The 22,323-nt window shown below is 27.7% G+C and carries 19 protein-coding genes; 16 read left to right on the forward strand and 3 right to left on the reverse strand.

Annotated features, from left to right (window positions below):
- Positions 1-6: 6 nt before the first annotated feature.
- Positions 7-855 carry a pantoate--beta-alanine ligase gene (gene panC, locus KGF46_RS03820; protein ID WP_227850111.1) on the forward strand — a complete coding sequence of 283 codons (849 nt, stop codon included), beginning with the start codon at positions 7-9 and terminating at the stop codon, positions 853-855.
- Positions 856-1,161: 306 nt separating this feature from the next.
- Here the strand turns inward: panC and KGF46_RS03825 are convergent, their stop codons facing one another.
- On the reverse strand, positions 1,162-2,451 hold the full coding sequence (locus KGF46_RS03825; RefSeq protein ID WP_227828173.1) for a D-alanyl-D-alanine carboxypeptidase family protein: 1,290 nt from the start codon (positions 2,449-2,451) through the stop codon (positions 1,162-1,164).
- Between the two features lie 79 nt (positions 2,452-2,530).
- On the opposite strand from KGF46_RS03825, the gene KGF46_RS03830 reads away from it, so the two are divergent.
- The 5 genes from KGF46_RS03830 (at position 2,531) to KGF46_RS03850 (ending at position 10,610) form a co-directional block, all read left to right on the forward strand.
- Positions 2,531-3,235, forward strand: a complete 705-nt coding sequence (locus KGF46_RS03830; protein WP_227850110.1) for a DUF655 domain-containing protein — start codon at positions 2,531-2,533, stop codon at positions 3,233-3,235.
- A gap of 92 nt (positions 3,236-3,327) precedes the next feature.
- Positions 3,328-4,374, forward strand: a complete 1,047-nt coding sequence (gene selD, locus KGF46_RS03835) for a selenide, water dikinase SelD (RefSeq protein WP_227850109.1) — start codon at positions 3,328-3,330, stop codon at positions 4,372-4,374.
- Between the two features lie 54 nt (positions 4,375-4,428).
- Positions 4,429-5,808 carry an L-seryl-tRNA(Sec) selenium transferase gene (selA, locus tag KGF46_RS03840; protein WP_227842364.1) on the forward strand — a complete coding sequence of 460 codons (1,380 nt, stop codon included), beginning with the start codon at positions 4,429-4,431 and terminating at the stop codon, positions 5,806-5,808.
- Positions 5,809-5,882: 74 nt separating this feature from the next.
- Positions 5,883-7,766, forward strand: a complete 1,884-nt coding sequence (selB, locus tag KGF46_RS03845; protein WP_227828175.1) for a selenocysteine-specific translation elongation factor — start codon at positions 5,883-5,885, stop codon at positions 7,764-7,766.
- Between the two features lie 105 nt (positions 7,767-7,871).
- The gene (locus tag KGF46_RS03850) at positions 7,872-10,610 is read left to right on the forward strand and encodes an ATP-binding protein (RefSeq protein WP_227839964.1); all 2,739 of its coding nucleotides are present in this window, start codon (positions 7,872-7,874) and stop codon (positions 10,608-10,610) included.
- Positions 10,611-10,741: 131 nt separating this feature from the next.
- Here the strand turns inward: KGF46_RS03850 and manA are convergent, their stop codons facing one another.
- Positions 10,742-11,686 carry a mannose-6-phosphate isomerase, class I gene (manA, locus tag KGF46_RS03855; protein ID WP_227861803.1) on the reverse strand — a complete coding sequence of 315 codons (945 nt, stop codon included), beginning with the start codon at positions 11,684-11,686 and terminating at the stop codon, positions 10,742-10,744.
- 172 nt (positions 11,687-11,858) lie between these two features.
- On the opposite strand from manA, the gene KGF46_RS03860 reads away from it, so the two are divergent.
- From KGF46_RS03860 to KGF46_RS03900, 9 genes are all read left to right on the forward strand, one after another.
- A complete protein-coding gene (locus KGF46_RS03860) occupies positions 11,859-13,220 on the forward strand; it encodes a Sapep family Mn(2+)-dependent dipeptidase (protein ID WP_227828178.1) in 1,362 nt (453 codons plus the stop codon).
- Positions 13,221-13,307: 87 nt separating this feature from the next.
- Positions 13,308-15,197: a BglG family transcription antiterminator gene (locus tag KGF46_RS03865; protein ID WP_227828179.1), complete on the forward strand. Its 1,890-nt coding sequence runs from the start codon at positions 13,308-13,310 to the stop codon at positions 15,195-15,197.
- A 14-nt stretch (positions 15,198-15,211) separates the two neighbouring features.
- Complete coding sequence (locus tag KGF46_RS03870) at positions 15,212-15,667, forward strand: PTS sugar transporter subunit IIA (protein WP_227828180.1); 456 nt, start codon at positions 15,212-15,214, stop codon at positions 15,665-15,667.
- A 55-nt stretch (positions 15,668-15,722) separates the two neighbouring features.
- On the forward strand, positions 15,723-16,040 hold the full coding sequence (locus KGF46_RS03875; protein ID WP_227432546.1) for a PTS fructose transporter subunit IIB: 318 nt from the start codon (positions 15,723-15,725) through the stop codon (positions 16,038-16,040).
- A 24-nt stretch (positions 16,041-16,064) separates the two neighbouring features.
- Complete coding sequence (locus KGF46_RS03880; protein ID WP_227839974.1) at positions 16,065-17,327, forward strand: PTS fructose transporter subunit IIC; 1,263 nt, start codon at positions 16,065-16,067, stop codon at positions 17,325-17,327.
- A gap of 104 nt (positions 17,328-17,431) precedes the next feature.
- Positions 17,432-18,496 carry an aminopeptidase P family protein gene (locus tag KGF46_RS03885; protein WP_227828182.1) on the forward strand — a complete coding sequence of 355 codons (1,065 nt, stop codon included), beginning with the start codon at positions 17,432-17,434 and terminating at the stop codon, positions 18,494-18,496.
- Positions 18,497-18,552: 56 nt separating this feature from the next.
- Entirely contained in the window at positions 18,553-19,731 is a 1,179-nt protein-coding gene (locus KGF46_RS03890) for a MalY/PatB family protein (protein WP_227842127.1), read from the forward strand.
- A 251-nt stretch (positions 19,732-19,982) separates the two neighbouring features.
- Positions 19,983-20,180 (forward strand): helix-turn-helix transcriptional regulator, encoded by a 198-nt coding sequence (locus KGF46_RS03895; RefSeq protein ID WP_227828184.1) that lies wholly within the window; start codon positions 19,983-19,985, stop codon positions 20,178-20,180.
- Positions 20,181-20,183: 3 nt separating this feature from the next.
- Positions 20,184-20,618 carry a tellurium resistance protein TerC gene (locus KGF46_RS03900; protein WP_227828185.1) on the forward strand — a complete coding sequence of 145 codons (435 nt, stop codon included), beginning with the start codon at positions 20,184-20,186 and terminating at the stop codon, positions 20,616-20,618.
- Positions 20,619-20,791: 173 nt separating this feature from the next.
- Here the strand turns inward: KGF46_RS03900 and KGF46_RS03905 are convergent, their stop codons facing one another.
- Positions 20,792-21,847 (reverse strand): FAD:protein FMN transferase, encoded by a 1,056-nt coding sequence (locus KGF46_RS03905; protein ID WP_227828186.1) that lies wholly within the window; start codon positions 21,845-21,847, stop codon positions 20,792-20,794.
- A 66-nt stretch (positions 21,848-21,913) separates the two neighbouring features.
- On the opposite strand from KGF46_RS03905, the gene KGF46_RS03910 reads away from it, so the two are divergent.
- On the forward strand, positions 21,914-22,285 hold the full coding sequence (locus KGF46_RS03910; RefSeq protein WP_227828187.1) for a NusG domain II-containing protein: 372 nt from the start codon (positions 21,914-21,916) through the stop codon (positions 22,283-22,285).
- Positions 22,286-22,323 lie beyond the last annotated feature (38 nt).

Raw genomic sequence — 22,323 nt, forward strand, 5'->3', positions numbered from 1 at the left:
TACAAAATGCTTATAAAAGAAATAAAATCACTAAGGAATATAATTAAAGATTGGAAAAAAGCTGGCTATTCTATAGGCCTTGTTCCTACTATGGGATTTTTACATGAAGGACATCAAAGCCTTATCAAAAAAGCTGTAAAAGAAAATGATAAGGTAGTAGTAAGTGTATTTGTAAATCCAACTCAATTTGGACCAAACGAAGATTTTAACAGCTATCCGAGAGATATAGAAAAAGATTTTAAATACTGTATAGATAGTGGTGCATCAGTAGTCTTTAATCCATCATCAGAAGAAATGTATTTGAAAGGCCATTGTACTACCATAAATGTGTCTGGACTTACAGATTTTCTTTGTGGTTCTAAAAGACCTGTTCATTTTGGTGGTGTCTGTCTAGTTGTTTCAAAACTTCTGAATATAGTAACTCCTGATAAAGCTTATTTTGGAGAGAAAGATGCTCAACAATTAGCAGTAATTAAAAGGATGGTTAAAGATTTGAATATAGACACAAAAATAATAGGCTGCCCTATAGTTCGTGAAAATGATGGTTTAGCAAAAAGCTCAAGAAATACATATCTTTCAAAAGAAGAAAGAAAAACTGCTTTAGTTTTAAATGAAAGCTTAAGCTTAGCAAAAGAAGAACTGGCAAAAGGAAATCTAGATGTAAAAAAAATAAAAGAATTAATAATATCTAAAATAAATTCTGAAGATTCAACAAAAATAGATTATGTTGAAATTGTAGATAGTGAGACATTACAACCTGTTGAACATATAGAAAATTCTGTACTTGTAGCAAGTGCTGTTTTCATAGGAAAAACTAGATTAATTGATAACTTTACATTTCAATTTGATATATAGGCTGTTATTTTATACAGTATAGATGATTTAAAAAATGATATTTTATAAAAAGGAAAATTTAAAAATTAGATTCGTTTAAGATTATGATTAATTGTAATTATATGGGGATGTCTCAAAATAAAAATTTGGGTATCTCCTTTTTTGTATAAAAAAAGAAAAGAGGCTCCTAAGAACCCCTAATCTATTTCTAATTAAATTTTTTTATTTTAGAATTTATATTTTCAATTTAAAAACTTTAAAAAGCAAATAAATATATCGTCTATTTTTATAATAAGAAATACACTTAAGTTTTATCATTAATAATTGTTATTTTCTCATATTTCTTTTTCCTCTAGACTTTTTTTTATTATTCTTTTTAATATTTGAAGCTATTATAAATATAACTAAGAGTACTAAAATAGCTATAATAATTTTAATAAAAATCATCAAAGTTTTATTTTCAGTTATAAATGGAAGACTACTATCAAGATTGTTTTTTGCAACTAAATCTATACTCTTTTCTAGTTTACCACTATTATATATATTTAAAGTACCAACCTTAGTACCTTTTTTTACAGGCAAATCAATTTTATCTAGTTCAGTTTTAGTATTGTAGTCACCTTGAGATTCATTTTGTCCTAAAGTTATCTTATAACTATGTTTTGGTTCATAAATTAATTCATGCTGTTTTGTAAATAATACTTTTTTAGTATCAGTATATTTTTCTTTATCAACAATAGTAGCACATTTAAAATTATCAAATCCATAATCAATTAAGATGCGTGAATCTAAATATAAATCATAATTAGTTGAATTAAATACAGCAGCAATGACTCTTCTTCCATCTTTTACTGCACTAGATAAAAGGCATTTACCAGCAGCATCAGTATATCCTGTTTTTATGCCATCAACTATGTCGTATTTTATATCTATAGATTGACCTTTATATGTAATCTTATCATGTGATGTTAAAAATTTATTAGTATTTACAAAATATCTTTCATAAGGGTATGCTTTTGTAGCATCAAACTTAAGTGACTTAGTTTTTACAATTTGTCTAAAAACATCATTATTCATAGCTTCTCTAGCCATAAGAGCCATATCATGAGCTGTAGTGTAATGATTTGGGTCTGGTAATCCATGAGGATTGTTAAAATGAGTGCCAGTAGCTCCAATATTTTTTGCCTCAGAATTCATAAGGTCAACAAATTTTTGTACATCTCCTCCACCAACATATCTAGCTAATACAAATGCAGCATCATTAGAAGAATGAATTAAAAGAGCGTTTAATAATTGTCTTACAGTGAAAGCTTCTCCTTCTTTCAGGTACATACTAGAACCCTCTATCTGAGGTAGGTTTTTAATTTCTATTACTTGATTTAAATCCTTAACCTTTTTCAGAACTAAACAAGCTGTCCATGCCTTAGTTGTTGAAGCTGGATAAAGCTTAGAATCTCCAGATTTATTATATAATATTTTTCCAGTTTCATAGTCCATTAAAACGGCATGTTTGGCAACTATAGCTGGTTCATCATCTGCAAAAGATATATCAGAACTTCCTAAAAATGAAGCAAATATCAAGAAACAGATTAATAAAAGCGATAAATTTCTTTTCATTGTGAGCCTCCAAAATTTAAATTCATCTTTTAGTATAGCATATTTTTGTCAATAATTAAAATAAAGGAGTGATTAATATATGAAAAAAAAGGTAAAAATTATTTTGTTTTCCATCATATGTTTTTTAACATTATCAGCAATAATCATTAATCAGCTAGATATCTTTAAAGAAGATATTTATGTTGTAAGTAAAAATAATTCACATAATGAAAAAACAGATAAGGTAGACAAAATAGTTAAAAATGAAGGTAATCAGCATAATAAAGAAGAGGGGAAAATAGATAAAAATATTCAAATTAATAAAATAACTATATACATAAGTGGAGCAGTAAATAGACCGGGGATTGTAACTATAGAATCAGATAAGAGACTTTATGATGCTGTAGAATTATTAGGTGGAACAACAAAAGAAGCTGATTTAAATGGAATTAATTTATCACTAAAGTTAGAAGATGAACAACATTATATAATACCTAAAATAGGAGAAACAATATCTGTTACAAGTAGTAGTGATTCTAATAAATCAAGTCTAAAAAACGAACCTAAAAATGAATCTGAAAGTAAAAATAGTAAAAATCTATCTGATAAATCAAAAATAAATATAAATACAGCAACATTAGAAGAACTGGATGCTTTACCTGGAATTGGAGAGGCTACAGCTAATAAAATTTTACAACATAGAGAAGAAAATGGACAATTTGCTTCAATTGAAGATATAAAAAATGTGAATGGTATAGGAGATAAAAAATACGAAAATCTAAAAGATTTAATTTGTACAGACTAAAAATATAATACAAAACTCACTTATAGATATGGTATTATAAATATGTATGTATATGTGTGTATATGTGGAAATTTAGTAAAGGAGGTACTTTTATGAAGAAGGAACAAAAAAAACTTACAGAGATGACAACAGCAGGTGGATGAGCAGCTAAAATAGGGCCAGAGGTTCTGGCATCAGTTTTATCTCAACTGCCTAAAAATGATAATATAGAAAATTTATTAGTAGGATTAGATACAGCAGATGATGCTGCTGTATATAAATTAAATGATGATATGGCACTTATTCAAACACTGGATTTCTTTACACCAATGGTAGACGACCCGTTTGTGTTTGGTCAAATTGCTGCATCAAATTCACTATCAGATGTATATGCTATGGGAGGAAAGCCTTTAGTTGCAATGAATATTGTTTGTTTTCCATCATGTCATGATATGGATGTACTTGCAGAAATATTAAAAGGTGGATTTGATAAGGTAAAAGAAAGTGGTGCGCTATTAGTTGGAGGGCATACTGTAGATGACCAAGAACCTAAATATGGTCTTTCAGTTTCTGGAATTGTAAATCCAAATAAAGTTTTATCAAATGCCACTGCAAAGCCTGGTGACAAGTTAGTTATAACAAAGCCAATCGGTGTGGGTGTATTAAATACAGCCATGAAAGAAGGTATGGTAGAACAACATATATGTGATAAAGTAGTAGAAATAATGATACATTTAAATAAATATGCAGCAATGAGTTTTGATAGAATTGATGTAAATTCAGTTACAGATATCACTGGATTTGGTTTACTTGGGCATGCCTTAGAAATGGCTAAAGCTTCTGAGGTAAGTCTTGAAATTGATTCAAAGCATGTTCCAATTATCGAGGGTGCTATAGAAATGGCAGAAATGGGAATCATACCTGCTGGAATGTATAAAAACATGCATTATGTATCAAAGGATGTAGAAGTTGTAGGAGATGTAAAAGTTGCAGTTCAAGATATTCTATATGACCCACAAACTTCTGGAGGGTTATTGATTTCTGTAAAAGAAGAACTAGCAGAAGAACTTGTAAGAGATATGAAGTTAAATGGAGCAATAGAAGCAAAAATCATAGGTTCTGTAGTGAAAAAAGGGGAAAAATATATTACAGTTTTATAAAATATTATATATAGAGAAAGAGTGATTATTTTGAGCAAAAGAGAATTATTTGCAATGTTACCTTCAGTTGATGAAGTATTAAGTGATAATAGAATAGTAGAAATAATAGAGGAATATCCTAGAAGTTTAGTTTTAGAATCTGTAAGAGAAGTGATAGATTTTAAGAGACAATTTATATTAAGATTAAAAGAAGATGCATCTAATTCTGTAACAATAGAATTTGATGAAATAATAGAATCTTCAATAGAGAGAGTTAAATTAAATTACTCATTATCATTAAAAAAAGTTATAAATGCAACTGGTACAGTTATTCATACAAACTTGGGGAGGTCTTTACTTAGTGAAGATATAAAAGATGAATTATGGTGTGCTGCTTCAAGATATTCAAACTTAGAATATGATTTGGATAATGGAGAAAGAGGCTCAAGATATTCTCATTTAACTAATACAATAAAAAGACTTACTGGTGCAGAAGATGTACTAGTTGTTAATAATAATGCAGCAGCAGTGCTTCTTGTACTTAGTACAATGGCCAAAGGAGGAGAAGCAATTGTATCACGTGGAGAGCTAGTGGAAGTAGGAGGTTCTTTCCGAATTCCAAGTATAATGGCTCTTAGTGGTGCAGAATTAGTGGAAATAGGTTCAACTAATAAGACACACTTAAAAGATTATAAAGAAGCTATTACAGAAGAAACTAATGTATTGATGAAAGTTCATACAAGTAACTATAGAATTATGGGATTTACAGAGAGTGTATCTATAGAAGAGCTAGTTAATTTGGGTAAAAAATATAAGTTACCTGTAATAGAAGACTTAGGAAGTGGAGTATTTATAGATTTATCAAAATATGGATTATCTTATGAACCAACTGTATTAGATTCTATAAGACAAGGTGCGGATGTAGTTACTTTTAGTGGAGATAAAATGCTTGGTGGACCACAAGCAGGTATTATAGTTGGGAAAAAAGAGTATATAGAAAAAATGAAGAAAAATCAACTTACTAGAGCTCTTAGGGTCGATAAGCTTACAATATGTGCCCTTGAAGCAACTTTAAGAATGTACCTAGATGAAACAAAAGCTGTGGAAAACATACCTACTTTAAAAATGTTGACATATACCATTGAAGAATTAGAAGCAAAGGCAAACAAATTATTTGAAAAAATAACTACCTTGAATCTAAATGCTAAAATAAACATAGAAGATGGATTTTCTCAGGTGGGAGGAGGGTCTATGCCTCTTGAAACGATAGCCACAAAGGTAATAACAATAACTCCTGAGCATATGAATGTTTCGTCTTTAGAAAAAAAATTAAGACTCAGTGAAGCTCATATAATAGCTAGAGTATATGATAATAAATATGTTTTAGATGTAAGAACTATATTTGATGATGAATTTGATGTAGTAGTTGAGGAATTAAGAAAAGCCTTTAATTAACTAAATTTGAGATAGTAATACTGTTAATTTTAATTGAAAATTAGAAGCATTTAAGCTTTGATAGGGGGCAAAAAATGAAAAACGTAGTAATTGGAACAGCAGGTCATATAGACCATGGAAAAACAACTCTTATAAAAGCATTGACTGGAAGAGAAACTGATACATTAGACGAAGAAAAAAAGAGAGGTATATCAATAAATCTAGGGTTTACTTATTTTGATTTACCAAATAATAGAAGAGCTGGTATCGTAGATGTACCAGGACATGAAAAATTTATAAAAAACATGCTAGCTGGAGCATCAGGACTTGATATAGTTTTACTTGTTGTAGCAGCAGATGAGGGCGTTATGCCACAGACAGTTGAACACTTAGATATTTTAAGTTTTTTAAATATAAAAAATGGAATAGTAGTTTTGACTAAATCTGATACTGTAGACGAAGAATTTAGAGAACTAGTAAAAGAAGATATTTGTGAAAAAATAAAAGGTACTTTTCTTGAAAGTGCAGAAATAATTGAAGTTGATTCTGTATCTAAAAAAGGAATAAATACTCTTATTGAAAAAATAGATAAGATGAGTGAGGCAATAGAAGATAAAAACGAAAATTCTCCAGCAAGACTTAATATAGATAGAGTATTTTCTATAAAGGGATTTGGTACTGTAATAACAGGTACCTTAATAGAAGGAAAGATAAGTATAGAGGATGATTTGGTTATATATCCACAAGTATTAAAAACAAAGATAAGAAGTATACAAGTTCATGGGGAAAATAAAGATACAGCTTATGCAGGACAAAGGACAGCAATCAACATATCAAATGTAAAGGTAGATGATATAAAAAGAGGAGATGTCTTGGCGGCTCCAAATTCATTAGAAGAATCAATGATGTTAGATGTAAAATTATCATTAGTAAATCATTTAGAAAAAGGGATAAGACATTGGGATAGATTGAGATTGTATCATGGTACTAGAGAAATACTTTGTAGAGCAGTTCCACTAGATAAAGATTTAATTGAAAATGGAGAGAATGGATATGTTCAGCTAAGACTTGAAGAAAGTATAGTATCTAAGAAGGGTGATACTTTTGTTGTCAGACGCTATTCTCCAATGGAAACTATAGGTGGAGGTGTGATAATTGACCCATCTCCTAAAAAGCATAAGAGATTTGATGAAAAAGCTATAGAGGCATTAAAAATAAAAGAAAAAGGTGAACTTAAAGATATAATAGAAGAATACTTAAAGAGAAACCTAAAAAATTATCCAAATATAAAAGCAATAATGAGCTATAGTGGTGCTCATGAAGAACATGTAAAAAGAGCTATTGAGATACTTATATCAGAAAATAAAGTATTGCCTATTGGAAACATGTACATGCATATAAATCAATATAATAAACTGAAGGAAAGCACGATAAATCTTTTAAGTGAGTACCATAAGAAGTATAGATTGAGAAAAGGTATGTTAAAAGAAGAAGTAAGGTCCAAGGTAGAAAGTAATTTTAAGACTAGAGAAATGGATATTTTACTAGAAAAATTATCTACAGAAAATATTATAAAAATAGAAAATAATATAATATCATTATTTGATTTTGAAGTTATCTTAAATGACAAACAAAGAGAAATAGCAAAAAAAATAGAAAAAAGGCTAAAATCATGTGGAGTTTCTTCAATATTGACAATAGATGAAGTTTCTGAAGGAAATCATAACTATGCTGAAGTATTAGAGTCAATGATAGGTAACAAAGTAGAGAAATTGGATGATTTGTATATAATGGATAAAGATATTTATGAAGATGCAAAGAATACTTTAATAAATTATATAAAAGAAAATAAGGAAATAACACTAGGAGAATACAGAGATTTGATAGATTCTAGTAGAAAAAATTGTATGATTATATTAGAAAACTTTGATAGAAATAAAATAACTAAGAGAATAGAAAACAAAAGAATTTTGTTTTAGCGGAAAATGTCTGTTTTTGCTTTGAGGTATAAAGAAGGAATTATAATGTCGAGTATCGTATAAATTAATTAGTATAAAATATTAATTAAGAGGAAGTGTAAAGTATTGAAGAATATAATACCTGCTGTGAAACCAGATATAAAAGAAAGAGAAGACATGAGCCTTTTATTTATAATAATGGGCTCAGTGCTTTTGTTATTTATTATAAAAGATACAAATAAATATGAAATTTTACTGCATGCTGTATATGCTACATTCTTAATAGCTACAGGGATGATTATATTTAATACTACAAAATTTAAGGTAGATTCATTTTCTACATTTTTGGGGTTAGTATTTGCAGCAACTGGAGTATTGGAGTGTATATATTTATTTAATTGTTTAGGTGCTAGAGAAGAAGTTATAATTGGAACTAACATTACAATATCAGCAATAACAGATTTATTTCCTATACTAGGTGTGTATTTAAGTTTTAAATTTGTTAAAGATAATAAACAAATTCATTCGAGCATAATTTTATTTGTAGTAGCTGTAGTTTTGACAACATCATCTTTATTCATAATATCTGGAATTTGTAACTCTTTAGACAGAGGGACATTACACTATACCTTAGGGGTTGTTACATCTATATTTATGATAATTGCCTCTATTATGAGTGGAATTGAACTAAACTCAAGTTCAAACGTAAATAAATGGGAATATAGTGAAAAAAAGTTTTTTAATAGAATAATAATAATAACAATCTTATCAAGAGTTCCAAATTTACTACATATAGTAATTGGTAATAGGCATATAGAAGGTATGTTATCACAAATAATAATAAATGTATCATTATACTATTTATATAATTATATAGTATCTAAGAATATTAAGAAAACAGCATTGGAATTACATGATACAAATGAAGAATTAACAATAAAAACGGAAAGTTTGAAAGAAAAAAACAAAAAATTAATATATGAAACAGAAAAAATAGAAGAACTTAAAGAAATACTTATAAAAAGAGAATTACGATTACAGTCTACTTTAGATGTTGCTGTAAATAGTATAGTTGTGTTTAGTAAGGATGGAGAAATTACATATGCAAATAAAAGTTTTAGAAATATTTTTGGAGATTATAAAGAACAAGGTAAATTAAGTAATAAAGTTAAAAATTTTAATGACTTAATAGAAAGCATTAATTATGTATTTATCAATAAAAAAAATATAGAAAAATTTATTGATACAAGTGATAATAAGGTTTACCAAGCTATATTTGCTCCTTTAATCATAGCTACACAAATAGAAGGAGTCTTATGTGTATTAAAGGATAAAACTAAGAAAAAGGAATATGAACGAAAATTTATTGAAGCAAATAAGAGAAGTGAAGACTTTTTAGAAAGTGTTGGAGATGGTATAGTAGTACTTGAAGGTAGTAATAAAATATATGTAAATAATGCATGTAGACAAATATTTAAAGAGACGTTAGAAAATATCGATTTTTCATCAATATGTAAAAGTGAAGAAAGTATAGAAAAAAGGTATGTAATAGAGGGTGAAGTAAAATATGTAGAGATGAGTTTTTCTCATTATAATAATGAAGGAACTTATAAAACTATTATTGTAATACGTGATACAACTTCTCGAAAGATATCACAAATAAAACTTGAAGAAAGTCAATCATCTTATTCAAGATTTATAGATATACTACCTGATGGTATATGCTTGTTAAGAGAAGACTTAAGTGTAAATTATGCAAATAAGTCATTTTTAGATATGCTATCTTTTACAAGTATAGATGATGTAAAAGATTCTAATATTAAGATATTAATGAATGCAAATACTGAAGAAAAAATAAAATTTACTGAAAATATGACTAAAGTTTTAAATGAAAATAAAAGTATACTTCTACTAGAATATGAATTAATAAATAATTATGATGATATAGTAGAAGTAGAATTAAGTGCATTACCTTTTGCGATATATAACACTAGATATATAATGCTTATTATAAAAGATTTAGCACATAAAAAATACTCTGAACAAGCTGAAAAAGAGTTGCTTGAAAGATTTAAAACAGATAAAATAAAAACTGAGTTTTTCGCAAATATGTCTCATGAGTTAAAAACACCATTAAATGTTATATCAAGTTCAAATCAATTGGTAGATTCTTTTTATAGAAGCGAAAAAATAAAAGACTATAATAATAATATTAAATCTCATGTTGATTTAGTTAGACAAAGTTCCTATAGACTTCAAAGATTGATAAATAATATTATAGATTTGACAAAGATGGAGTCTGGGTTTTATACACTTAAACTTGCAAAATACAATATTGTATCTGTAATAGAAGATTTGTTTATGAATATAGAAGAGTATGCAAGTAGAAAAGATATAAGAATTCTATTTGATACAGAGCTTGAAGAAATCAATGTTTATGTAGACAAGGCTGAAATTGAGAGAATTATGCTAAATCTATTATCAAACTGTATTAAATTTACTGATAATGGAGGATGGATATACGTAAACATTTATTATAAAATAGATAAAGTAATCATAAGTGTTAAAGATACTGGCGTTGGTATACCTCAAGATAAATTGGAGTTGATTTTTGAAGAGTTTTCACAAGTTGACAAGACTTTATCTAGAAACACTGAAGGAAGTGGAATAGGACTTGCTATAGTTAAGAACCTAGTAAGTCTTCATGGTGGAGATATAGAAGTAATAAGTGAAGTTAATAAGGGTACAGAATTCTTAATTTCACTGCCAATGAAAAGTTTTAGTAATGAGTACTATACAGAAGATAAGAGAATATATAATCTTCAAGAAAAAATAAAAATAGAATTTTCTGATATATATTATTAAAAATTTATTATAATTGTAAAAATAAAATATCCTATATTTAGTATAGTATACTATAAAAGAAAAGCTAGACTATCATAAAAATGATTTTTTATGTTAGTCTAGCTTTTGTTAAAGTTAAATGTATTTTGTATCTATATGTGAGAGCATATAATTTCTAAATTACCTTCAAAGCCAAAATCTCCAAAGTTATTTGGTAATATAAAATGTATACCTTTTTTTAAATCATATTCTATAGAATTGTGTATCAATTTACCAGCTCCATCCAGTACACTGTACAAAGAAAAAGGTGTGTTGTGAGTAAAATTACATTTTCCAAAAATGTCTAATTTATAAACACTAAAAAATTCATTTGATACAAATGTTGTACATTTAAAGCTTGGTGTTGATACAGTTTTATAATCAGTATCAAAATTTGTATGAGGAACATTTGTAACTTCTATTGATTTTTGAACATGAAGTTCACGTTTATTTCCTAAGTTATCGGTTCTATCATAATCATAAACTCTATAAGTGGTATCTGAATTTTGTTGAGTTTCTAAAATTAATGTTCCCTTACATATAGCATGTATAGTTCCGCTTGGAACATAGAAAAAGTCACCTTTTTTTATATTAACTTTTCTAAGCAGTTTGTCCCACTCATTATTATTTATCATTTCTATAAATTCTTCACGAGATTTTGCATTGTGACCTATTATAATTTCTGCATCCTCAGAACAGTCTATTACATACCAACACTCTGTTTTACCTAATTCTCCATTTTCATTTTTTTGAGCATATTCATCATTTGGATGAACTTGAACCGATAAATTGTCATTGGCATCTAGTATTTTTGTAAGTAAAGGGAATTTATCTCCAGGTGTATTACCAAACAATTCTCTATTTTTCTCCCATAATTCAGATAGCTTTTTATCTTTATATTCTCCATTCTCTATCAGACAATCTCCATTTTTATGAGAACTTATAGCCCAACATTCACCTGTTGTTGGTGATTTTATCTCATAGTTAAATTTATCTCTAAGTGCAGTGCCACCCCATATTCTATCCATAAAAATAGGTTTTAAAAATAATGGTTCCATAATATTGTTCCTCCTATGATATTAAATTTATCCTACAAATAATTATATATAAATAGATTATAAAATCAATAGTAAAAAAGTTTTGTCCCTTGAAATGACATAAAGTATAAGGAGTTATGAAACAAGATAAACTATGATATATAATATAAAGGTTTAAATTGGAGTGATAATCATGGAGAGATTTAAAGAAGAAAATCAAAAATATAAAAAAGAATTCTTGAAATTGTTGGAGGAATGGGTAAGTATACCTTCCTTTTATGATAAAAATACTGTATCTAAAGATATGCCTTTTGGAAAAGGTGTATATGATGCATTAAACTGGTTTGAAAATTTAGGTAGAGAAAACAATTTCACTGTTAAAAATATAGATAATCATGCTGTTTATATTGAATATGGAGATGGTAAAGATTATATAGATATATTTGGACATTGTGATGTTGTAAATCCAGGAGAAGGATGGGATAGTGAGCCATTTAAGCTAGATATTATAGGTGATAAATTAGTTGCTAGAGGTGTTTCAGATAATAAGGGTCCTATGATAGCAAATTTTTTGGCATTAAAAATGATAAAAAGTCTAAATATAGATTTAAAGAGAAAAGTTAGATTAATTGCTGGAGGAAATGAAGAAAGTGGATTTAAGTGCATAAAGCACTATTATAGCAAAGAACCACATGGTGTATATGGATTTACCCCAGATGCTAAATTTCCTGTACTAAATGGAGAAAAGGGTGGAGCAATAATAAAGCTAATGCTGGATATAGATGATAAATATCTAGATTTAAGTGGTGGAATAGAGTTTAATACAATTCCAGATAAAGTGTATATAAAAAATATTAAAAATTTAAGTAATGACTATATAAATTCTGATTTTAATAATGTTTCAATAAGTTTTAATGATGGTAAGTATATTGTGAATGGGAAAGGTGGACACTCATCTAAACCTGAAAAAGCAATAAACCCCATATTAGATACAATTAAAGTTTTAGCAGAAAATCTTGATGAGGATTGGGCAAAAGACTTGTATAAGCTAATAAATAAAGATAATATAGATGGAAAACTGTTTGGCTTAAATGTTGAAGGGAAATGTGGAATTCTATCAATGGTTCCGACAATAATAAATATAAAAGATGGAAAGCTTGAAGTAATTTTAAGTGTTAGATATCCTGAAGTATTGACAGTTGAAGAGATAATAGAAAAATTTGATTTGTATATAAAAAGAAATAATATTAATAAATTTGAGTTTATTGGGGAAAATTTAAAGCAAGCAAATTATATAGATGAGAATTCAAAACTTGTAGAGAGTTTACATGAGATATATGTAAAGTATTCTGGAGACTCAAAAAGTGTTGTTAGAGTAACCAGTGCAGGAAGCTATGCAGCTGAAATGAAGAACTCAGTAATATTTGGGTGTGAATTTCCTGATGGTAGTTTTGGAAATGTTCATAGTGCAAATGAATTTGCTAGCTTAGATAGATTTATAACTGCAATAGGTATCTATGCGGAGGCAATAGTTACATTATGTAATAATATATAAATACAAAATGTCCCTTATATAGACATATTATATATATAACTAAAATTTTATTTGATATATAATTGAAATCAAAGAGAAGGTGATACAATGATAACTAAGAAACATGCAGTAATAGTAAAAAGTTTAAGCAATAAAGATGGATATATGACATCAAATGAACTAGCTATTAAATTAGATGTATCTACTAAAACTATTAAAAGATATATAGCAGATTTAAATGGTATTTTGAGTAAGTATGATTTAGAAATCGATTCTTCAAGAGGCATAGGATATAAGTTAAGTGGCTCTAAAACTAACATAGCAAAGGCTGTTAAAGAAGCAAATAAATATATAAATGGTTTCTTGGATGATTCTGAAGAAGCAAGGATATCAAATATAATATGTATGCTGATTAACAGAAATTATATGAGTATAGAAGTAATGGCAGAAGAATTAAATCTAAGTATAGCAGCCATAAATAAATTGTCTAGTAAGCTTAAAAGAAAACTTGAAAAGTATGACTTAGTTATAAAATCTAAACCTTATTATGGAAGCTATATATATGGTGAAGAAATTAATATAAGACAGTTGATTACTGATTATGCAATAAAGTTGGATGAGAAGAGTAAAATCAAAGTATTTTTGGATGATATCAGTGAAAACGATATAAATTCCATAGAAAGTATTTTAGAAAAGCATTTAAGAGAAAAAGAAACAATAATTTCAGATAAAGATTTTAATCTTTTACTTTCAAAAATAATAGTTTCTGTGTTTAGAAGTAAGAGAGGTCATAGTAAAAATATAAATTTAATAGATACAGGATATAGATTTCATAATTACAGTTTTATAGAAAAGCTTATGAAAGAAATATCTGATAAGGTTGGATTTAAACTTATTGAAGATGAAGTAATTTATATTTCAAATTATTCTGGTGTAATAGCATATAGAGGTGCACAGGGAATAAAAAATGCAAGTGAAATTGAAGAAAGAATAAGTTGTGTTATAAGTAGTGCTCTTCAAGATATACTACTTATCTCAGGAAGTGATTATACAAAAGATGAAGAGTTTATGATAGCGATATCTGACCATATAAAGAGGTTTTTAAATAGAGCAAAAGCTAATATAAAATCTAATAATCCACTACTTCATCAAATAAAAGAGAAATTTCCAATAGCTTTTAACTTAGCTGTGTTTTTATCAAATAAGATAGAAACTGAATTTAATTTAAAATTAGATGAGGATGAACTTGGATATATAGCTATTCATTTTGCTGCTTCAAATGAAAGAATGAAAAAAAATACAAGTAAGAAAATTTGTATAGTTTGTCACTATGGTATAGGTACAGGTCAGCTTCTTTCTGAAAAATTAAAGCAAAATATAAGTGATTTAAATGTTGTAGGTGTTTATCCATTTAGATATCTTGATATGGCAATAAGTCAAGATGTTGATTTGGTAGTATCGACGGTTGAATTAAAAGGATATGAAAAGCCAGTACTATATATAGAAAATATTTTTGATGATAGCGTAATTGAAAACGTAAACAAAGCCTTTTATGAAAAGGAAGAAAGAAGAAAAATAATAAGTAATATGTTTGATGAAAGAGCTTTTTTCAGTATAAAAGCAAATACAAAAGAAGAAGTTATACTTTCGCTTTCAAACAAGTTAAAAGAAAGAGACTTTATAGAAGAAAGTTCAATAAAAAGCATAATAGAAAGAGAAAATATTTCATCAACTGAAATAGGAAATCTAGTAGCTATACCTCACACAATAGTGAAGGGAGATAAAAAATCTATAATCGGAGTTGGAATACTTGAAAATCCAATAATTTGGGATAAACAAGAAGTTCAACTAGTATTTATGGTATTTTTTAATACTAAAGAAAAACATAATTTTTCAATATTTAAATACCTTTACAATTTTATAAAAGATGAGGGTGGTGTAAGAGGAATTATTAAAATATGTGACTTTGATAAATTAATGGCACTAATAGGTAATTAAGGAGGAAATTAACAATGGGAACAAACATATTTAACAAAGAATATGTATTTTTAAATACTGAGGCTAAGTCTAAGGTTGAGGTTTTAAAATTTATAGCAAAGAAAGCTAAAGAATTAAATTTAACAGAAGATGAAAATCTAGTATATGAAGGTTTAATAGCTAGAGAAGAGCAATTTACTACAAATCTAGGAGAATCTATAGCAATACCTCATACTAAAAATGATGCAATTGAAAATCCAGCAGTAGTGGTACTAAAGTTTAATGATGATGTTGTTTGGAACGAAGGTGAGGACAATGTCAAATTGGCAATAAGTTTACTTATGCCAGGAAAAAGTAAAGAAAACATACACCTTAAATTATTATCATCTCTTTCAAGAAAATTAATAAATAAAGATTTTAAAGATTCTCTTTTAAAGAGTGATAATGTGGAAGAAATCGCTAATTTAATAAATGAAGCTTTAGGTTTATAGATAAATACTAAGGTTAAAATAAAAAAATAATTAAAGTAAATAGGAGGAATTTAAAATGAATAAAAAATTAGTAGCATTATGTGCTTGTCCAATGGGACTAGCTCACACTTTTATGGCAGCAGAAGCAATAGAGCAAGCTGCAAAGGCATTAGGTTATGAAGCAAAAGTTGAAACTCAAGGTGCAGATGGTGTGCAAAATGAATTAACAAGAGAAGACATATTAGGAGCAACTATGATAATACATGCAGTAGCAATAACACCAGAAGGTATGGAAAGATTTGATGGTTGTGAAGTTTATGAGGTTGAATTACAAGAAGCTATAAAGAATGCAGAAGGTGTTATAAAGGAAATAGAAGAGGATTTAGGAATATAATAAATTTACTGTGGAGGAAATAGAATGGCAATCAAGAAAAAAGTTATAAACAGTTCAGGTGCTTCTACAACAGGAGGCAATAACGCAGGAAAAACTACTCCATCTAATCCAACTCAATCAAAGGGAAATGGAAAGTGGAAAGAAGTTAGTAAACATATAATGACAGGTATATCGTATATGATACCAGTCTTAGTAATGGGTGGACTTATAGGAGCTTTATCTCAATTAATACCATATGCAATATTAGGACTTGACCCATCTGTAGGTATAGTTGATGCTATGAACTCAGGTGAATTTACAGGATTTAAGCTTAGTCTTTTAAACATGGCACAATTAATGTCAAACTTCGGATTTACTCTGTTTGGATTTGCAATACCACTATTTGCAGCATTCTGTGCAAATTCTATAGGTGGAAAAACAGCCTTAATCGCAGGATTTATAGGTGGATATGTAGCTAATAAACCTGTAGGGGTACCACAATTCGTAGATGGACAATGGACAGAAGTTGTACCAGTTGCATCAGGATTCTTAGGCGCAATATTAATAGCATTTATAATAGGATATTTTGTAAAATGGTTAAATAAATCTATAAAAGTTTCTCATAACTGGTTAGCTTTTAAAACAACATTTTTAATACCACTAATAGCATCATTAACTTGTATGGTATTGATGATATTTATAATAACTCCATTTGGTGGATTAATTAATGAAAGTATGAAAAACTTCTTAACAGCAGCAGGAGCAGCAGGAGAGTATGTATATGCAACAGCTTTAGCAGCAGCTACAGCATTTGACTTAGGTGGACCAATAAATAAAGCAGCAGGATTCGTTGCACTTGGTTTGACTACAGAAAATGTATTACCAATAACAGCAAGAACAATAGCTATAGTTGTTCCTCCAATTGGATTAGGACTTACAACTTTATTAGATAAAAGATTAGTAGGAAGAAGAGTATATGATAGACAATTCTATCAAGCAGGAAAAACTTCTATATTCCTATCATTTATGGGTATATCAGAGGGAGCGATACCATTTGCACTTGAGAGACCAGGTTTTGTTATACCTTTAAATATAGTAGGAAGTATAATAGGAGCTATTACAGGTATAATTTTAGGGGCAATTCAGTGGTTCCCAGAGTCGGCTATATGGGCATGGCCTTTAGTAGATAACTTATTTGGATATGTAATAGGTATAGCAGTTGGTGCTATATTCATAGCTGTAGGGAATGTATTTTACAGAAATAAATTAATAAAAGATGGTAAACTTGTTGTAGATTATATTGATTAATTTATAAATTTTACTATCTAGAATAACCTTGGCTGGTAATATTGATTGAAACAATATTACCAGCCTTACCTATATGACTAATTAAGGGTGGTGAAGATAAAATTATGAATAAAATAGAAAAAATAAGAAAGTATCTTAAAGAGTATAATATAGATGGAATTCTTATTAATAGTTCTACCAATAAGTTTTATATTGGAAATTTATTTAGTTCATCAGGCTATGTTTTTATAACAAAAGATAAACAATATATAATAGTAGATTTTAGATACTTTGAAGAAGTTAAAAGAAAATCAGATTTATTTGATGTTATATTAATGGATAAAAATAGAAGGTATTTTGACATAATTAATGATATTTGTAGAAATCAAAATATAAAAGAAATTGGCTTTGAAGGAAGTGAAGTATCTTTTGACTCATATAAAAGTATGAGTAACAAATTAAATGTAACTTTAAAATCAGTTGATTTATCTACTCTAAGAAAAGAGAAAGATGAAGATGAAATAAAATATATAAAAAAAGCTTGTGAAATAGTAGATGCTACATTTTATCATATAATTGACTTTATAAAAGTTGGTATGAGTGAAATGCAAGTAGAAAATGAAATTGTACGATTTATAAAAGAATTAGGTGGACAAAAAGAGTCATTTGATACTATAGTTGCATCTGGTTTGAGAGGAGCCTTACCTCATGGAAAAGCAAGTGAAAAAATTATAGAGTATGGAGATTTTGTTACATTCGATTTTGGAGCAAAGTACAATAATTATTGTTCAGACATTACTAGAACTATTTGTATGGGAACTACAAATAAGGAGCTGGAAAAAATATATAATATAGTAAAGAAAGCTAATGAAGAGTGTATAAAAGTTTTAAAGTCAGGTATGACTACTGGTGAAATAGATAAGGTTGCAAGAGATATAATTAGTTCATATGGATATGGTGATAATTTTGGACACAATCTAGGTCATGGTGTAGGTATTATGGTTCATGAGTATCCAGCATTAGCTCCAGAATCAAATGAAGTATTAAAAGAAGGTATGGTTGTAACTATAGAGCCTGGTATATATGTACCAGAACTTGGAGGAGTAAGAATTGAAGATGATGTACTTATAACTCAAGATGGCTGTATGAGATTGACTACATCTACCAAAGATTTAATAGTTGTAAATTAAAAATAAATTGTAGCTAAGTATTTTTATAATAATAAGAAAAGACGAGGTAAATTTAAATGTATAATTTTGATGATAGACCAAATAGAGTAAGTGAAAAGTGTAGAAAGTGGGATTTGAACATTATAAGAGATAAATTTGGAGATATTAAAGAAGATTTTGTGCCAATGTGGATTGCTGATATGGATTTTAAAATACCAACAGAAATAGAAAATAAATTTATTGAAGCTGTAAAAAGAGGTGTATTTGGATATACATACTGTTATGACGAATTCTATGATTCAGTTATTGGATGGCAAAAAGATATGCATAAAGTAAATGTAGAAAGAGAATGGATTACATTGACTTATGGAACTGTGTCAACACTTCACTATGTAGTACAAGCTTTTTGTAAAAAAGGAGATAGTATAATATTAAATACACCAGTTTATGACCCATTTGAATCATCAGCTAAAAAGCAGGGTGTAAATGTAGTTTGTAATACATTAGATGTGATAAATGATAGATATTATATAAATTTTGATAGATTAGAATCTCAAATTAAAGAAAATAAACCTAAGCTAATGATGTTTTGTACACCACATAATCCATCAGGAAGAATTTGGTCAATTGAAGAAATGACGAAAGTAGCAATTATATGTAAAGAAAATAATGTTATTTTAGTTGCAGATGAAGTACATGCAGAGCATATTCATTATGGAGAATTTAATTCTATTCTTAAGCTTGAAAGGGAACTTTTAGAAAATATTATCCTATTGACATCACCAAATAAAGGTTTTAATCTTGGAGGATTAAAGACTTCTTATTCAATAGTCATAAATAAGGATATAAGAGATATTTTTAGAAATAAATTAAAACAAAATTCTATAACTTCTCCAAATGTGTTTGGAATAATAGGATTAATAACAGCTTATGATGAGTGTAGAGAGTGGTTAAGTGGTGTAAATAAATATATAAAATCAAATTATGAACTTTTAGAAACTTGGGTAAATAAATATAGTAAGATAAAATTGATGAAGATGGAATCATCTTACTTAGCTTGGATGGATATAAGTGGATTAGGTATAAGTGCAAGTGAGTTTACAGATAAGTTGGCTATAGATACGGGAGTATTGTTAGAAGATGGAAGTCATTTTGTAAAAGATGGTGAGAACTATGTTAGAATAAATTTAGGAACTCAAAAAGAAAACGTAATTGAAGCTTTAAATAGAATGGATTTGTTTGTAAAGTCACTATAAAAAGTTAGTTGTATTATTTATTGAAAATATAAAAATGTAGGTTGTTGTAGGGATATACTAAAAAACATCAAAAAATAAGGTTTATAGACAACAAGATGTAATTCAATTGTAAAAGTAAATATATTTAATGATAGGCATTTCTGATGAAATGTCTATTTTTATATATGTTTTGTAAAGTTTCCTTTACAAAAATAAAAGCAAGTGCTATATTATATATGTAAAGGAAACTTTACAAAAAGGAGGAAATATTTTTGAAAAACCGTGTAGAAGATTTAAGAAAGAAAAAAGGTCTTAATCAAGAGGACTTTGCAAAAATTCTTAAGGTTTCAAGGCAGACGATTAGTTCTATTGAAAATGGAAAATATAATCCATCTTTAGAACTTGCATTTCAAATATCTGATTTTTTTGAAATGTCGATTGAAGAAATATTTTTATGGAAGGAGATATAGTTCATGGAAAAGAGAAATTTAAGAATAGGAATTGTATTTGTAGTTTTAGGTGTTACTTTCTTGTTTCTTTGTTTAATGACTGGTAATAAGTTAGGTTCTTTGTTTGCTGGATTAGCAGGAGGATTTGGATTTGGTGGAATTTCTGCAATTTATCGATATTTTTACTGGAATAAGCATAAAGAGGAATACAAAGAAAAGCTTGAAGCAGAAGACATCAATCTTCATGATGAAAGGAATGTTATGTATAGAGATAAAGCAGGAAGATATGCTTATATTGTGTGTATGATAATAATTCCTATATCTGCTTTTGTTTTCTCTGTACTACATGCCTTAGATATATACAACTCATTGGTAATCATTATATATCTATCTGTTTTATGGATTGTTTTGTATGTTGTAGGTGTTATTTATTATCGAAAGTTAAAGAATAATGGGTAGTGTTTTATATAAATTAAACTATAAATATGGTATATACATAAGTACAATTTGTTTTAGATTACTTAGTATATACCATATTTTATATAAAACTTAAATTTTCATTAGTTGTATGATAACTATTTAAGTTCTTATGTATTTTGTATGTATATAGACATTGACATTATTTAAACTCACTATTTATTGAACTTTTCAATAGAAAAAGCCTTGTCTGTAAGTTTAAAATTATTTTGTATGCCATTAGTTAAATATACTTTTTTATCTTTGGTTATAAATATAGCATCTACATTATCAATACTATTAATTAAATCCATGCCTTTTTCAAGTCCAAGTCCAAATGTAGAAGTGGATAAAGCATCACAATTAATAGATTTATCAGATATTATTGTAACACTACTTAAGTTGTTCTCAAAAGGATACCCTGTAAATGGATTTAACATATGGTGATATATTTTGCCATCTTTTTCTATAAATCTCTCATAAATTCCAGATGTAACAACAGATTTATTTGTAGTTTCTATATTTCCTATAGATTCTCCATTTTTGCTAGTTGGGTCTTGAATACCAATTTTAAAAGGTTTGTTATTTTTGCTATCTTCTAGAGTAAATATATTACCTCCCAAGTTTACTAAAGCTTTTTTTACACCTTCTAATTTCAAATAGCCTACGATTTTATCAGCAGCATATCCTTTAGCTATTGCCCCTAAATCAATTTTCATATCTTCTTTAGCTAATTTTATAGATTTATTTTTTTCATCTAATATAATATTTTTGTAATCAATGAGAGGAAGAAGTTCGTTTATCTCAGAGTCATTTGGGACTTTAGCCTTGTCTGTTCCAATTGCCCATAGATTGGATAGTGGACCAATTGTTATATCAAAGTATCCATTTGACAACTTAGAGTATTCTATAGCCTCTTGTACAACAAAAAATGTATCATCAGAAACTTTGACAAAATCTTTACCAGCATTATCATTTATTTTAGAAACATCGCTTCCTGGTATATGAGTACTCATCTTGTTATCAATATATCTTAAAATTGAATCACATTCATTTAAAATTTTATCACTTTTTGATTCTTTTGTATTAAATATAGTAACTTCATTTACTGTACCAAGGTAATAGCTTGTCTTACTATATTTAGTATTTTGACTTGAACTCCTAAAAAATGAAAATAAAATTAATGCTAAAATCAATATCACAAAAATAAATGTGATTTTTTTCTTATTCATGGTATATTCCTCCTATGAAATTGTGTTATTATCTTATTATAGCATAATTTCATAGGAGGACAAAAAATGAAGAAAAAAGACATTCTTCTTATTTTAGGTGTTTTGATTGTTATTACAGCATGTTATGGAATAATAACTGTTATAAATTCTAAAAATGCTGGAAGTATTGAAATTTATGTAGATAATAAATTGTATAAGACTGTTTCAATAAATGCCAAAGAAGAATTTAAAATAGAAAATAGAGGAGGGTACAATATAGTTAAAATTCACGACAAAGGTGTAGAGATAATAGATGCTTCATGTCCTGATAAGGTGTGTGTACATACAGGTTTTATAAACAAACCAAGTCAAAGTATAGTTTGTATACCTAACAGAGTGAGCATAAAAATAAATACTAATGAAAAAAATGACAATCAAGAGGACATAATTTCTAAATAAAACAATAAATAAAAATAGCTGAAAGGAATTGGTGATAA

This window comes from Clostridioides sp. ZZV14-6153 (assembly GCF_020657855.1).
Classification (GTDB): domain Bacteria; phylum Bacillota; class Clostridia; order Peptostreptococcales; family Peptostreptococcaceae; genus Clostridioides.